Genomic DNA, 15,073 nt, shown 5'->3' with positions numbered 1-15,073 from the left:
ATCCCTTTTTTTTAACGAACCGCAGAGACACAGAGGCGCAGAGAGAGGATCTAATAGAATAGAGGAGAGGGTGTTATTGTGAGTTTGTATGTCAGCAAAAGATTTTTTTCACAATGCCGTCAGGTTAGCTTTAGAGAAAGATGGTTGGTTAATTACTGATGATCCTTTATCATTTACAGTAGATAGTCTTGACTTTCGGATTGATTTAGCAGCAGAAAGACTGTTAGGAGCGGAAAAAGAAGGACAAAAAATAGCGGTTGAAATAAAATCTTTTTTAGGTCCATCTGATGTTAGTGAATTTCATACAGCTTTAGGACAAACACTTAATTACCGTTCTGTTTTAAGAAAAAAAGAACCCGACCGCATTTTATATCTGGCAATTGGTAATGAAATATACAAAGAGTTTTTTCTCATCCCATTTATTCAAGAAATCATTGCTGAACATCAATTAAAATTACTGATATTTGAAGCTATTAAACAGGAGATTGTTTTATGGAAAGAATGAATTATCCTGAATTGGTAAAAACTGTATTAGCAAGACATACAGAATATCATGCTTCCAAAGGAACAGAGAAAGAGTTGATTTTTGATTGTGAAAGAAATAGTTATTTAGTCGTTCATGTAGGATGGGAAAATAACGAAAGAGCTTATGGGACAATTATTCATATAGATATTAGAGATGGAAAAATTTGGATTCAGAGAGATTTTACTGAGGAAGGAGTAGCTAGTGAGTTGGTAGATTTGGGAGTACCAAAAACGGATATTATTTTAGGTTTTAAGCCACCTTATATGAGACAGTTTACTGATTTTGCTTCAGTTTAGATTTTGGTAATTTGATGATTAGTTGATTTTTGAGGGGTAGTCTTTTGGTCTGATCCTTTTTTTGTTATTGATTTATTGAACGAACCACGAAGGCACAAAGAGCGCGAAGTAAGAAAGAAGCGGCTAAAAAAGTAATAACATTCTCATATAGACTCGTTTCTGTACATATCATTTGTTTTTATAACATATACTTTTAAATTCGTTTCCTTAATTCTCTCTCGGAATTTATTTTGATTAATATATAAACCTTGTAATATGTTGAAATTTTGTAAACTATTTTTTTTGAAGATGTATGGATTGATAATAAAATTTTCTGATTCTAAATCATATAGGCCGAGGATATATTGAGGAAATAAGGTACCTTTTATCGCTACTTCTTTCTGTTTATGTATTTCTCTAGAATAAATAGGCAATCCTTGCTTTTGATAATGTTGATGAAATTCTTGTGATATCTCAGCATTTATGCAATGTTTATATAAAGGTCTAGGAACAATATATAAAAATACTACAGATTTTTTATTTGGCTCACATGGTTTTCTTCCTTGTGCGTATTCATCTGCTTCAGCTTTGTCTTCAGTAGTTGATACAAAAATTGATTTTTCTTTGAAATGTCTTCCGAAATTATGCAAAATAAATAAATAGTAATCTCTAATTCTTTCACGCTCAGTTTCTTGATTATTTTTAATATTATTGATTATATTTATAAATTTTTCTTTGTTATCATTACTAAAAAAATTTGTAAATTCTGTATTACTTAATTTAAACTCAGCTTTAGCTTTTATTTCCCGCTTACCTCCTCCATAATTTTGATCAGTTAAAATTTTATTAATTTCGTCAAATATAAAGTGGAATGTAGCATCTGAGGTATCATCAACCGTTCTTAAATAACTATCTTCTGCATTATTGTCGTATTTAAAGAAATGTTTTGCTTTCTCACCAAAATAAAATATTTTACAAAGTAATTTACCTGCTTCATTTTGAAAAGAACCAGATAATACTTCTTCTAATGTTTGTTTATTTTGTCCTCTAAACAAAATTATAAACTTATCTTCTTCATATAATGAAATCAATTTTTTCCAAAAAGTTCCTAATTTTTCGTGTTGTTTATTTGTTAATTCAATTACTCCTGTATCTCTGTATTCATTAGGAATGACAATTTTTTATCTTTATTATATATTACATTTTTTAATTCATCTAAATTTTTCTCCCTACTTGATTGATTAGTTGGAAAATTCATAGTTTTTTATTCTGTAAATTAAGATGATTTTATTGATGTATTTAGTGTAACAGAGTAAGTAAAGGGTGTAAATTAAGTGTCAAAAAGCAATATACTCTGATGTTACAATGCTTGTAACTTTAGCAGTTTCTCAGATATCCCATAAACCATTTTTAATTAACTCAGGTAAATATTTCAGGGATTGCGTCAGACTATGAACTTTACCTAAATAAGATGTAGCATCTAAATTTATGATTTTTAAGTGGTACTCTTTGATTGGTTTACGTCCACAAGCATTATTGCCAAATTCAGCTAATTTAAAAAGCTTTTTTAAATCTGGGTCATCATCGTTATACACGTTTATCAAACTTCCTCTAACTTTGGAAGCTACATATCCCCAATCTTTACTACTATCCCTACGAACAGCACCAGCAAGAAGAATCACATCTTGTAAAAAATGTCGATTTTCTGACCAAGCATCCATGCAATAGTAAATAACACGCGCACCTAAAGAATGAGCAATGATACAGATATTTTTTTCAGGAACTTGATTATCAATAATATCAGATAAATAGTCTCTTCCAACTCTTTCAGCACGAGCCTTAGTTTTATGCCAATGACCAATACCTAACCCCATAAGCGAACTTGCTTTAAGACCAGAATCCCACCATAATTGATATACCGAATGTCGCCAACCAACAATACTTAAGGCAGATATTAAAGTATTGTCCCTAACTTTATTTTCACTTAAATAACCATCTATAAAAATCAACGCTTTTGAACTTCCTGCGGGACGCGACAGAAGCCGCAGTTCGGGGTGTTCCATTGATAAAAACCTGAGAAGTAATCTTTATAATTAGTATTCCCTAAAATATGATTTTCATATCAGGTCTAAACATAATAAATATACCTCATTTAATGAACCATCTTTCTGGTTCTTCCTTTGCGCTTTGCGCGAGATAAAAAATATTTAAACACCCGGCAAATGGAAATCGCGGCTACACAGACAAAACCCGCCTGCGCGGGTTCAAAATCTTGTTTCTTAGTCCACGCAGGTGGACTTCGTTTGTATAGCCGCGATTTCTAATCGCCAGGGCTTCTAAATAAAACCCAAAAATCTCAGCGTCATTAATCATTAGGAGGATGCCAATTTAAACTAATCCAAATTGCCCTAGCTTGTACAATATCTTCATTATTTAACCTTAAAACGAGAACCGTTGCTCTTCCACAAGCAGTTATACCAATAATATGAGTACCACCATTTGCCCACTGAAAATGCTCTAACCATCTTTGTTGACGAGGATTAAACAAAGATACAGATTCATTAGTTACAGGATCATTAGCCTTTGTTTTTGCCCCTTTAAATTCATTACAGCGATAACAGGAAGCAGATAAATTTTCTCGCTCATCACTTCCACCTAATGAACTAGGCAAAATATGATCCATAACTAAAGGCATACCTATTAAACGGCTAGATGTGCGGCAATATTCACATCTATATCCAGCCTCATTAATGACTTGTTGACGAATAGATTTAGGGATGGATGACACTGATATTAATCTACTAATTGCTCAAAATCTGGCAGAGAATAGCCTTTCCACTGTAAAAGTGCATAAGCATAGGCTTTTTTCAACATTAAATAATCAGCACTCACTCGCAGCGACTTCAATAACAACCTATCTGATTCATTTAATTGATTATTTTGATTTTTTTCTAAAAGCTGTAAATGTAATTCCTGTTGACTTTCAGGAATTTTACTTTGAGCAATAGGTAATAATTCCTCAATCATTAATTGCTGCATAGCGATTAATTCCCCTTGCAATTCCAGGGGTGCATAATCAACACCAGGAGGCGAATTAGTTTGGGTACTCATAACTTTTGTTAGAATTACTTATTTTTTAGTATATTAGAAAATCAACGTCTTTGTTTACTTGTCTTTGACTCAAAAAAAGAAGTGGTGCTACAATGGATACCTTAGATAATTATCGCCAAATCATTCAAAAAATATTAACCGAATACGCCCAACTCCCCTACGCTTACGGGGAACTAGAAAGACAACTAATTATTGACCAAACTCTCAACCATTACCTACTACTAACGCTAGGCTGGGAAAATAATCAACGGGTACATGGTTGCTTAGTTCATCTTGACATTATCAACGACAAAATCTGGATTCAAAGAGACGGTACAGAATACGGAATAGCCAACGAACTGGTTAACGCTGGTATTCCTAAACATCATATTGTTCTCGCCTTCCAACCAGCAGATATCAGGCAGTATACTGAATTCGCAGTAACTTAAAACTTTAAAATCATCTCATGCTAACTGTAACCATTGATGAAATTCAGGAAAATCTAACCAGCTATCTTCACCAAGTAGCAGCAGGACAAAGCATTATTATCACCCAAGCTGGTAAACCTATTGCAGAAATTAAACCAGTTTCCCCTATTACTCAACCAATGAGGCCTTATGGCTTATGTGCTGGAGATTTCATTGTCCCAGATGATTTTGATAGTCCCTTATCTGAAGATATTTTGAATAGTTTTGAGGGTAAATGAAATATTTTTTATTGTTTGTTAGTGGCGGTCAAAAATTACCAATAATTCGGTGAACTGATTAAGCATAGATAGCCTTTGTTTTTGTTTTCATAGTTACAGCTATTTTTAAGTAAGATGACCCGTAGCGGCTTTCCATTCTACATTCTTTCCCAGAGATATAAATTCTGTCTCACGAATAGGGCAAAAACACCTTTAGGAAGATGTAGCCAACTCATAAACCAGTATCAAATATAGCAGGAAGGAAGCAACTTCCTAGTATAAGGAGACTGATTTCATGAAGTTACAGGCGATTTGGACGCTATTCCCAGAAACTTTTAAACAATGGAGTGAAGATAAAGCCTCACGGTTAGCCGCAGCATTAGCTTATTACACAATATTTTCTATTGCACCTTTACTAATTATTGTAATTGCGATCGCAGGCGCAGCATTTGGAGAAGAAGCCGCCAGAGGTGAAATTGTTCGTCAAATTGAGGGTTTAGTCGGCAGAGATGGCGCACAATTCCTAGAAATAGCCATTAAAAATGCCAGCAGACCCCAAGCTGGAACCATTGCCTCTATTCTGAGTGTTGTAATTTTACTCATAGGTGCTACTGGTGTATTTGCGGAGTTACAAGACTCCCTTAACACCATTTGGGATGTCAAAGCCAAACCTGGACGTGGCATCATAACCATAATTCGCCAACGCTTCTTATCATTCACCATGATTTTAGGCATTGGCTTTTTACTTCTCGTTTCCTTAGTCATTAGTGCCGGATTATCAGCACTGATAACTTATTTTAGCCATGTCTTACCAGGTATTGCTTCCATCTGGCAGATGCTCAATTTTATGCTTTCTTTCGCCATTACTACAGTTATTTTTGCCCTAATTTTTAAAGTTTTACCAGATGTCAGAATTACTTGGAGTGATGTTTTAATTGGTGCATTGCTTACGTCTTTCTTATTTGTGATTGGTAAGTTTTTGTTAGGACAGTATATCGGTAGGAGTACTTTGGGTTCAGCTTATGGTGCGGCTGGTTCACTGGTGGTAATCATCGCTTGGGTTTACTATGCTGCCCAAATTCTGTTTTTTGGTGCAGAGTTTACCCAGGTTTATGCTAGAAGATACGGTACAGACATCACCCCAACTAAAAACGCTATCCCACGCACTGCTCAAACTCCTGTGGAGGGAGGGGTAATCCATAATAGTACGCGAAATGCTGTGAGAAAAAAGCAATCCGCTCGCTTAATTAATCGTATTCTCCACTACTTTAGGCATCCCAAGCGCTTAAAACGCCGCCGCCGAAATCGCCACTATTGAATTTATGCCTAACTGATAGTTATGGATGGGTTAATTAAACTGTAGAATATGACAGTTGTATTCTGCCGCGAACGTTGATTGAGCGTTATACTCTGCCCGAAATGGGCAACCTGTGGACTGAAACTTACAAATTAAAAACCTGGCTTCAGGTGGAAATTGCAGTTTGTGAAGCCCAAGCTGAACTGGGTTATATCCCTGCTCAGGCAGTTGAAGAAATTAAAGCTAAGGCGAATTTTGACCCGAAGCGTGTATTGGAAATTGAAGCTGAAGTCCGTCATGATGTCATTGCCTTTTTAACCAATGTCAATGAATATGTGGGTGATGCTGGGCGTTATATTCATCTGGGTTTAACTAGCTCGGATGTACTAGATACTGCTTTAGGACTGCAATTAGTTGCTAGTCTGGATCTCATATCCCAATACCTGGAAGAGTTGATTCAGGTAATTCGCCTCAAGGCGCGAGAACATCGTTATACAGTCATGACTGGCCGTTCGCACGGTATTCACGCTGAACCGATGACTTTTGGATTTAAGTTAGCTGGATGGTTAGCTGAGGTGTTGCGCCATCAAGAAAGGCTGAAAGTTCTCCGGGAAACCATCGCTGTGGGGAAAATTTCCGGGGCTGTGGGAACCTATGCCAATATTGAACCACGAGTTGAAGCGATCGCTTGTGAAAAACTGGGACTCAAACCTGATACGGCCTCGACTCAAGTAATTTCGCGCGATCGCCATGCCGACTACGTGCAACAATTAGCCTTAGTCGCCGCATCCATTGAACGCTTTGCTGTAGAAATTCGGAATCTCCAAAGAACAGACGTTTTAGAAGTAGAAGAATTTTTCGCCAAAGGTCAAAAAGGCTCATCAGCCATGCCCCACAAGCGCAATCCCATCCGTTCAGAACGGTTGACGGGAATGGCTAGGTTGGTCAGAAGTCATGCCGGTGCAGCCCTGGAAAACGTGGCTTTATGGCATGAACGGGACATTTCTCATAGTTCTGTAGAACGAGTAATTTTGCCAGATGCTTGTATTTTGACTCATTTTATGCTGGTAGAAATTACCGCATTGGTGAAAAACTTGCTGGTGTACCCGGAAAACATGGCGCGGAACCTGAACTGCTACGGCGGTGTAGTGTTTAGCCAAAAAGTTCTCCTGGCTTTAATAGACAAGGGAATGAACCGAGAAGAAGCTTATGCCATTGTTCAAGAAAGCGCTCATACTGCTTGGAATAAGCCAGAAGGAGACTTCCACGCCTTAATTACTCAAAACCCACGTGTAACTCAAAAGTTGTCTCCAACAGAAATTGCCGCCTGTTTTGACCCACAGCAACATCTGCGTCATTTAGATCAAGTTTACCAACGACTAGGTATTTAGGCAGGGAGAAGAGGCAGGGGAGAAGAGGCAGGGGAGCAGGGAGCAGGGGGCAGGGAGCAGGGAGCAGGGAGCAGGGAGCAGGGAGCAGGGGGCAGGGAGCAGGGAGCAGGGGAGAAGACGTTGGGCTTATACCAAAATTTTTCTTCCTGATCTCCCCTTTGGACTAAAATTAAAATACCTGAACTCGTGCTAGACCATAGGGAATCTCTCGCATCAAGCCTACGTGATCACCAGAAACTTGATAGTGGAAAACTTTACCAGCAGGCATGGGAGGCGTAAATCCTAAATCCATCATGGCAATTTCTAAGGTAGTTCCAGAAGCGACTGGTTGAGCAAAACTGATTTTAACTCTGTCTTCTTCTTTAGAAACCTCTGCTGCAATCGTTTCACCTGCTTCATCGGTGACTTGAATATTTTCACCAAGATCCATAAATTCTGAGGGACGAATTGTAATGCTAGATAAAGGCTGTTCCCCAGTATACAAGCTGATATAATGCCGATTAGGTAAACCAGTTGTGCTGCTAATGCGAGGGGCGCTTTCATCATACTGGATTTGTTGCCCTTGAGCTATGGCAGGCAGACCCATTGTGGCGATCGCTAAACTTAAAGTCGATAAGCAAATCAATTTCTTCATCATAAATGGATTTGGGTAATAAGTAATCTGAAAACCTCTTGAATTTCACGTTACAAAGGTTAAAAATAGATTACGTCTCACTAATGGGATATTTAAAGAAATCCTGTGGGGAGGACAAATATACTCGCCCTTGTATACCTAATTTAGATGAAATATGTTATGTAGCAACCGCCAAGGAAATCAGGATATTGTTGATTACTGAAAGCCTTGATGTAGGAGCGGGTTGATTAAAATTATTATTGGTAATTGAGCATATCTGTCATAGCTTGCGTGGCGTAGCCATACCCGCCCCTATTTCGTTTCTACTCAAAACTCAGCACTCAGCACTCAGCACTCAGCACTTTGCTGTTTAATAAAATAGGGGCGCAAAGTCTCGCGTCCCCACCAATTTGATAATTGCTATTGGATTTTAAATTTACTGCAAAAGACCAATCATGTGCAGAAAACCATGACCAGTAACTATCTCAATCACTAAAGCAATAAAGCCCAGCATTGCAATCCGACCGTTCCAGACTTCAGCGCTAGTAGTCATACCCCATTCCCAGTTTTCTTGGGGGTACATTTTCACCCTTTTTTTCATTTGTGCAGCTTGGGAAAGTTTGAAACTGGGGTTATTTAGGGCATCAATTACCAAGTCTGCCAGTGCTTTAATAAATACTGGGTGAGTATTAGGCGCAGAGGCGCGACGGAAGTTGTGAATTCCTGACTCTTCGGCTATTTCCCGATATTCAATATCAATTTCTTGTAGAGTCTCAATGTGTTCGGAGACAAAACTGATAGGTACAACAACTAAATCTTTCACCCCTTCTGCACCCAGTTGTTTGAGTGCATCTTCAGTATAAGGCTGTAGCCATTCTACAGGGCCAACACGACTTTGATAAGCTAGGGTGTAAAGATTGGGTCGATTGAGAGTCTGCATAATTAATGCAGTACATTCTTCAATTTCTTGCTCATAGGGGTCCCCGGCTTCTTCAACGTAGCTTTTAGGAACGCCGTGAGCGCTGAAAAATATATGAGCTTCATCAGGGTTGGGACATTGGTCGAGTTCTTGGGCTATGAGTTCCGCCATAGCTTGCAGATAGCTTGGTTCTTTATACCAGGAAGGAATCACAGTATAGTCAAGAGGCTGAAGTTCTGGCTGTTCTCGCCAAATTTTTTCTAACAGCCGAAAGCTAGAACCACTAGTACTAATGGAAAACTGTGGGTACAGTGGTAAAATTACCAGGTGTTCGATATTATCAGCAGCAATTTGTGCGATCGCTTCTTCTGTGTAAGGATGCCAATAACGCATTCCCACATAGATATCCACTTCTTGACCCAAATTACCCAAATGTTGTTTCAGGGCTTGTCCTTGTTCCTCGGTGATTCGCCGTAGTGGAGAACCGCCGCCAATTTGCTTATAATTCGCTTGAGATGTTGTAGTTCGCCGTGAGGCAATAAACCAAGCTAGAGGCTTTTGCAGCCAGCGAAACGGTAGGCGAATAATTTCTGGGTCGGAAAATAGGTTATACAAAAAAGGCCCAACATCCTCTAGCTTATCGGGGCCACCGAGATTGAGTAATAAAACGCCTACACGACTCATAGCACTTATTTTCCCCCAATCTTTTCAGGTTTTTTACTAATGTTAACAATATATTATCTTTATTAAATATAAAGCTTTATAGTCAGCAAACACGAAATGTCAACAATCTTAAGAGATTGGTCTTACCAGTTCGTAGTTGCGCTTCAGCGCTACCTAGTTCAACAATTGCCGTTACAATGCTTAAAACTTAATTCATCTCCCTCAATTTTAGACTATTTTTGTAGCAATTATCAAGATAGGTAATTTTCAACATTTTAGAAATAAAATGTAATATATTGCGATTTTTTGTTACAAACAAGCTGTCAAATAGGGTTGCAATAGACCAATGACAACTTCCGGGGTTTCGAGATGGGGTAATATTCCTGTATCTGCGATCGCATAAAAATCACGAATTGCGCCGATATTCAGATTGGCTAAACGTCGTCCTAACTTGATGCTGGTAAATTGTGCCTTTTCGCCCCAAAACATCACCGTGGGAATTTGCAGTTGCTGAATGTACAAACTCAAATCAAAATACAAGTCTCCCCGCAAAAAGGCCAAAGCGGAAAACTTAGCATTGGGCTGTTGTGCAGAAACTAAATAAGCATCCACAATTTCTTGAGAAACCCGTCCGGCTTGAACAAACAGAAAGCTTTGCAAGAAATTTCTCACAGCAATTTCATTTTCAGCGCCTAGAGCATAAATTAAATTATCCACTAGGGGCGAATTAATAATTGGCAATGGTATTCTGCGTCCAGCCCCCTGGCCAAAATCATCAAACCCAGAGGGACAGACTAAATACAAACTGTGAAATAAATCAGGATGGTTAATAGCCATACGGATAGCCAAAGCAGCTGTCAAAGAAGAAGCCACCACCGTCACTGGTTGGCGGCAAGTTTGAGTGATAAACTCCTGAATAGTATGCAAATAATCCCTAATTTGATAGTCTCGCACTGGATGAGCCGATTCACCCCAACCAATTAAATCTGGTGCTAAAATTCGGTGCGTAGCTGCAAAAGCTGGGTAAACCTTAGACCATTCAAACGCAGAAGCCCCACCGCCGAAGTTATGGAGAAACAGTAAAGGTGGTAAATTTTCTGTATCAGCATTTAACCAAGGGGCAGTGGTTTGGGTATAGTACACCATCGCCCCTAGAGATGTATGAATAACTTTATGCCCAAAGCCGGGAGGTTGAAACTGAAGCATAAATTATTTATTTGCCTGTAATATGAACCAGTTTATCGAGTTGTTCACCACTAATCTCATAAGCTGTCCCAAAACCAATCACAAAACGACCAGCGCTAGGAGTTAACCGAAAAATCCGAAAGTCTGGTAAACCCCGAAAAACTTCAATCAGTTCGCCAAAACGGGCTTTAAATTGAGCAACAATTTGATTCCAAGTCTCAGTTTCTCGTTCTATCAAAGTGGCTGTACAATCAAAACTCAACCGCCGACGGGCAAAAATTTGCTCACTTTTAGATTCATCCTCAATAAATAAGACACTCACACGAGGATTAACATGGATATTTTGAGTGTGAATTGCTAAACCACTAACGTAGATATAAATATTTTTCGCATCATCCATCACAAAAGGAGTATAACCAGTATTGGGTATACCTGCTTGATTAACCGTGCTAATAATTACACTCTCAACAGTTTGAGGAAAAGTTTCATACTCAGCTTGAGCTTGTTCAATTTTGCTCATAATAGTTTGATTAGGAACATTTCTTGAGTATCCTAACGCGATTGAGCAAAAGGATGGAATATTCGGTTTTGCAATTGGGTAGGTTTTAGGAAATAACGTTCGCGTAGCGCATACCACAGAGGCGCAGAGTACACAGAGTCGGAAAAAAAGAGGATAGTATAAGTGTAATTTCCATCTCACCCCTGCTCCCTGCTCCCTGCCCCCCTGCCTCTTAATTGGTTTCGTTATCATATATGTAACAGAAAAAAAATTATGAGGACGCGATTGTGGCTGACAAAAATCGTTCTCAGTGGGACTTAGGTAGGTTTATCGATACCTTGACCTATTTCGAGGTATTTCCTTTGCTTAACTGGGTACAGCAGTTAATTCAAGGTCGTCCGAATGATAATCAAAATCTACCCAATGGAGGCAGAAATGTGGGTGTAATACTGGTGGCGGGTGCGACGGGTGGCGTAGGTAAACGAGTTGTAAGGCGACTTGTGGAACGAGGTGAGAAAGTTCGCGCCCTTGTGCGAGATATTGATAAAGCCCGGTCAATTCTTGGTAATGATATTGACTTAGTAGCTGGGGATATCACTAAACCAGAAACTTTAAATTCTCTGGTGATGGCTAATATCCAAGCTGTCGTTTGTTGCACTTCAGTCCGTGTCCAACCAGTGGAAGGCGACACACCGGATAGAGCTAAATACAATCAAGGTGTAAAATTTTATATGCCGGAAATTGTCGGTGATACTCCCGAAAATGTGGAATATCAAGGTGTGAAAAATTTGGTGGAAGCTGCGGCTAAATATCTCCCTCCAGCTAATGAAAAACTGATATTTGATTTTACTAATCCCTCGGCGGAATTAAGAAATGTTTGGGGTGCGGTGGATGATGTAGTTATGGGTGGTGTCAGTGCCAGTAATCTGCAATTATTAGAAAATACGGCTGTGTTTGCTGGTAATGTTTCCACGGCTAACTCCGGTGGCTTTGCTTCGGTGAGAACGAAGAATTTTGAACCTCCTTTTAACTTATCCGCTTACGAAGGTGTAGAACTGCGGGTCAAAGGTGACGGTCAACGGTATAAACTATTTTTACGGACAGATCCAAAATGGGATGGAGTGGGTTACAGTTATTCCTTTGATACTGTAGATAATACTTGGATAACTGTTCGCGTTCCTTTTAAAGATTTAGTTCCTGTATTTCGCGCTAAGGTTTTACAAGATTGTCCGCCAATTGATGCTGGAAAAGTTGCATCATTTCAACTGATGTTGAGTAAATTTGAATATGATGGGGCTTTAAATCCTAAGTTTTCACCCGGTAATTTTGCTCTACAAATAGAATCCATTAAGGCTTATGGTGGGGAAACTTTTCCGCAGTTTGTCCTTGTTAGTTCAGCCGGGGTAACTCGTCCGGGAAGACCAGGGATTAATTTAGATGAAGAACCGCCAGCAGTAAGATTAAATGACCAGTTGGGAGGAATTTTAACTTGGAAGTTAAAAGGTGAAGATAGTTTAAGAGCCAGTGGAATTCCTTATACAATTATTAGACCTTGTGCTTTAACTGAGGAAACCGGTGGTAAGGAATTAATCTTTGAACAAGGCGATAATATTAGGGGCAAAATTAGCCGTGATGATGTAGCTGAAATGTGTGTGCGATCGCTACAACAATCCAATGCTCATAATATCACCTTAGAAGTGAAAGCAGGAGAAAAGATTGCTCATTATATCAATTGGCAGCAGCTATTTTATAACTTACAGCCGGATCAATAAAGCAACAAGGGGGTAGAGAGACAGGGGACAGGGGAAATAAATATCAAAAGTAAAAAATCGTTTCCCATCTCCTACCTCCATCGCAGGAGTCAATAAAATGTTTCGCAGATTAGTTCTAGCTGTAGTGGTGGTAATTATCGTTTGGTTGGGCTTATTATCGCCACCTGTTGCATCACAGCAAATAGAGTCTAGATTTAATAATTTACAAGCTGATTTCAATCGCATTGAATCGCGTTTAAGCAGAGTAGAATTCCAGCTAAGTCAGATGGGTAAATCTCCATCATCCAGAACATCACTTACCCAACCACAGTCAACTGATGCTGAACGTAACGTATCACCACAAGAACAAAAGCTGAAGCGTTTAGCGACATTAGTGGTGGAATTGAAGCAACAAGTTCAGGAATTAGAGAAAAGAGTTTCTCAAATAGAATCAATGTCAGAAAACCCACGTTTACAGCCGGGAGCTTCCACGGAGTGAAGATTTTGGTAATGTTAATTAAAATTAGCGGTAACAAGTTTATTTGTATATCGCCAAAAACTTTCAACGTTCTCGCCGGGAATAACACTCATTACCGCTATTCATCCCATTTTATGGGTATAACTTGCTAGTTTTCGCTAATTCACAGAAAAACTCACAAAAGCAAACTTTAACCTTCGACAGTTAATTTACCGATCATACCAGCACCACGGTGAGGTTCGCAATAGAAGGTGTATTCACCAGCAGGTGCGTCTGCGGGAATTGTGGTTGTTTGTTTTTGACCAGGACTCATCAGCAGTTGCTTGTGAGACAAACTTTTTGCCAAATCAGCACTCTTAGCGGGGTTTAGCGCCTTGTCGAATACAACGTTATGGGGAGGAACTTTGTTGTTCACCCACTCAATTGTGTCACCTGGTTTAACTGTCAATTTTTTGGGTTCAAAAGCCAGCAGTCCTTTGTCACTACCCAGTTTTATCTTGTATGTATCAGCTGAAGCGCTGGGTGTAAAAACGACAAAGCTGCTAACAACTAAAAGAACTGTTAACACCGATAGAGTCAAACGTCGCCAGCTGGCAGCAAACAATTTCATGGCTTTCTCCTAACTATAGTTTCTATTTCACCTCTACCATTTTAAATACAATCAACACCAAAATATGACAATCTGTCATAGATAAAATTTTTTTTTAATGATTATGGCTAAATCATCAGTTTTACTTGTGCAATTAAGGATAAATTACTAGTCCGTATTACACTCAAGAATTTATGGGTAAAATATTAAATTTTGAGAGGATGCTTTAAAAATCGTCAAATAGGGACAATTTATGTGTTATCCCTAGCATAAACCCCACAGCAAACCTTTTTTCTCCACAAATAAAGGCTTTTGACTCCACCAGGGTACTAGTTTCCAGTCAGTTAAAGGAAACCCAAGACCAACAATCGCTGGTTTCGTTGGGTTTCCCAAAACCTCTACCCAACCTACGAATATTTGATTTTTTCAGAGTAATAAAAGCAGGTTAGTTATTTGTCTAGAGTTTAGTAATATATTTTACCGCCTCCCCACTTGTTACCAACTATTTTTGGCTGAAGAAGAATATGACCAGCTACAGCCTCTAAGTCTTCGTCGTTGAAAATTCTCATTTCTGTGAAAATATCTGCACTCTTGATGCTGGGGTGTAACTCAGAAATTTCAATTTCACCGTCATAGGTAGTAGGATTTTTCATGTAGTCCACCAATCCTTCAATATTATTCCGGTTTGGTGTGGCTAGTGCCAAAGATTCTGGTTCTAGTCCCACGTTTTGGTTAGTTTTGGTAACACCGCCAGCATGACACTGGGCGCAAGCATATTGAAATAAGCGTTTACCTTCTTTTACTTGTTTAAGGCTGAGTACAACAGTATCACCCTGGTCATTTAATGGCACTGTTCTAATTGCTTCGTCCAGTTCTAATGCTGTCGCGCTACCGACAACCAACTGAAATGTCAGCAAGATGGTAGCAACAACAACGCCAATTAGTCTTCTAAACATGATTCCCCTTAAAATTTTTGACGCTCAACACAGCTAATAAAGCGATGCTCAATCTCCATGTTGCTAATGACATCTCTGGTTTTTTGCCATTAGCTTGACTTAGGTCTCACTCTTTGAGTTTTTAGTACAGGCCGACGGAAATAGACATACTATTTC

At 38.9% G+C, this 15,073-nt stretch carries 18 protein-coding genes; 8 read left to right on the top strand and 10 right to left on the bottom strand.

Annotation, left to right across the window (positions count from 1 at the left end; all coding sequences use genetic code 11):
- The first annotated feature begins 88 nt into the window (after positions 1-88).
- Together VB654_RS14540 and VB654_RS14535 are read left to right on the top strand one after the other, a co-directional pair.
- Positions 89-505 carry a XisH family protein gene (locus VB654_RS14540; RefSeq protein ID WP_323214487.1) on the top strand — a complete coding sequence of 139 codons (417 nt, stop codon included), beginning with the start codon at positions 89-91 and terminating at the stop codon, positions 503-505.
- The gene (locus VB654_RS14535; RefSeq protein WP_323214486.1) at positions 493-822 is read left to right on the top strand and encodes a XisI protein; all 330 of its coding nucleotides are present in this window, start codon (positions 493-495) and stop codon (positions 820-822) included. The genes VB654_RS14540 and VB654_RS14535 overlap by 13 nt, the downstream gene beginning before the upstream one ends.
- A gap of 143 nt (positions 823-965) precedes the next feature.
- Here the strand turns inward: VB654_RS14535 and VB654_RS14530 are convergent, their stop codons facing one another.
- The 4 genes from VB654_RS14530 to VB654_RS14515 all read right to left on the bottom strand — a co-directional run bounded on the left by VB654_RS14530 (position 966) and on the right by VB654_RS14515 (position 3,912).
- Positions 966-1,892: a hypothetical protein gene (locus VB654_RS14530; protein WP_323214485.1), complete on the bottom strand. Its 927-nt coding sequence runs from the start codon at positions 1,890-1,892 to the stop codon at positions 966-968.
- Between the two features lie 297 nt (positions 1,893-2,189).
- On the bottom strand, positions 2,190-2,864 hold the full coding sequence (locus VB654_RS14525) for a DUF726 domain-containing protein (protein ID WP_323214484.1): 675 nt from the start codon (positions 2,862-2,864) through the stop codon (positions 2,190-2,192).
- A gap of 302 nt (positions 2,865-3,166) precedes the next feature.
- Entirely contained in the window at positions 3,167-3,589 is a 423-nt protein-coding gene (locus VB654_RS14520; RefSeq protein ID WP_323214483.1) for an HNH endonuclease, read from the bottom strand.
- Between the two features lie 5 nt (positions 3,590-3,594).
- Positions 3,595-3,912 carry a hypothetical protein gene (locus VB654_RS14515; protein WP_323214482.1) on the bottom strand — a complete coding sequence of 106 codons (318 nt, stop codon included), beginning with the start codon at positions 3,910-3,912 and terminating at the stop codon, positions 3,595-3,597.
- 92 nt (positions 3,913-4,004) lie between these two features.
- Between VB654_RS14515 and VB654_RS14510 the strand changes: the two genes are divergently transcribed.
- The 4 genes from VB654_RS14510 to purB all read left to right on the top strand — a co-directional run bounded on the left by VB654_RS14510 (position 4,005) and on the right by purB (position 7,264).
- Entirely contained in the window at positions 4,005-4,340 is a 336-nt protein-coding gene (locus VB654_RS14510) for a XisI protein (protein ID WP_323214481.1), read from the top strand.
- A 17-nt stretch (positions 4,341-4,357) separates the two neighbouring features.
- Positions 4,358-4,597, top strand: a complete 240-nt coding sequence (locus VB654_RS14505) for a type II toxin-antitoxin system prevent-host-death family antitoxin (RefSeq protein ID WP_323214480.1) — start codon at positions 4,358-4,360, stop codon at positions 4,595-4,597.
- Between the two features lie 274 nt (positions 4,598-4,871).
- On the top strand, positions 4,872-5,894 hold the full coding sequence (locus tag VB654_RS14500; RefSeq protein WP_323214479.1) for a YihY/virulence factor BrkB family protein: 1,023 nt from the start codon (positions 4,872-4,874) through the stop codon (positions 5,892-5,894).
- A 74-nt stretch (positions 5,895-5,968) separates the two neighbouring features.
- Entirely contained in the window at positions 5,969-7,264 is a 1,296-nt protein-coding gene (gene purB, locus VB654_RS14495) for an adenylosuccinate lyase (protein ID WP_323214478.1), read from the top strand.
- 169 nt (positions 7,265-7,433) lie between these two features.
- Here purB and VB654_RS14490 read toward each other — a convergent pair whose 3' ends face one another.
- The 4 genes from VB654_RS14490 to VB654_RS14475 all read right to left on the bottom strand — a co-directional run bounded on the left by VB654_RS14490 (position 7,434) and on the right by VB654_RS14475 (position 11,164).
- Positions 7,434-7,901: a hypothetical protein gene (locus tag VB654_RS14490; protein ID WP_323214477.1), complete on the bottom strand. Its 468-nt coding sequence runs from the start codon at positions 7,899-7,901 to the stop codon at positions 7,434-7,436.
- A 412-nt stretch (positions 7,902-8,313) separates the two neighbouring features.
- Complete coding sequence (gene hemH / locus VB654_RS14485; RefSeq protein ID WP_323214476.1) at positions 8,314-9,480, bottom strand: ferrochelatase; 1,167 nt, start codon at positions 9,478-9,480, stop codon at positions 8,314-8,316.
- Between the two features lie 288 nt (positions 9,481-9,768).
- Positions 9,769-10,665, bottom strand: coding sequence for an alpha/beta hydrolase (locus tag VB654_RS14480; RefSeq protein ID WP_323214475.1), 897 nt, complete (start codon positions 10,663-10,665; stop codon positions 9,769-9,771).
- A gap of 7 nt (positions 10,666-10,672) precedes the next feature.
- Positions 10,673-11,164 carry a HugZ family protein gene (locus VB654_RS14475; RefSeq protein ID WP_323214474.1) on the bottom strand — a complete coding sequence of 164 codons (492 nt, stop codon included), beginning with the start codon at positions 11,162-11,164 and terminating at the stop codon, positions 10,673-10,675.
- Between the two features lie 266 nt (positions 11,165-11,430).
- Between VB654_RS14475 and VB654_RS14470 the strand changes: the two genes are divergently transcribed.
- Both VB654_RS14470 and VB654_RS14465 read left to right on the top strand, forming a co-directional pair.
- Positions 11,431-12,915 (top strand): CIA30 family protein, encoded by a 1,485-nt coding sequence (locus tag VB654_RS14470; protein WP_323214473.1) that lies wholly within the window; start codon positions 11,431-11,433, stop codon positions 12,913-12,915.
- A 97-nt stretch (positions 12,916-13,012) separates the two neighbouring features.
- Positions 13,013-13,393: a hypothetical protein gene (locus VB654_RS14465; RefSeq protein WP_323214472.1), complete on the top strand. Its 381-nt coding sequence runs from the start codon at positions 13,013-13,015 to the stop codon at positions 13,391-13,393.
- Between the two features lie 169 nt (positions 13,394-13,562).
- Here the strand turns inward: VB654_RS14465 and petE are convergent, their stop codons facing one another.
- On the bottom strand, positions 13,563-13,982 hold the full coding sequence (petE, locus tag VB654_RS14460; RefSeq protein WP_323214471.1) for a plastocyanin: 420 nt from the start codon (positions 13,980-13,982) through the stop codon (positions 13,563-13,565).
- A gap of 443 nt (positions 13,983-14,425) precedes the next feature.
- Positions 14,426-14,917, bottom strand: a complete 492-nt coding sequence (psbV, locus tag VB654_RS14455; protein ID WP_323214470.1) for a photosystem II cytochrome c-550 — start codon at positions 14,915-14,917, stop codon at positions 14,426-14,428.
- Positions 14,918-15,073 lie beyond the last annotated feature (156 nt).

Origin of the sequence: Nodularia sp. UHCC 0506, assembly GCF_034931045.1 — a bacterium.
In the GTDB taxonomy this organism is placed as follows: Bacteria; Cyanobacteriota; Cyanobacteriia; order Cyanobacteriales; family Nostocaceae; genus Nodularia.
This window is presented reverse-complemented; position numbering and strand designations above follow the sequence as displayed.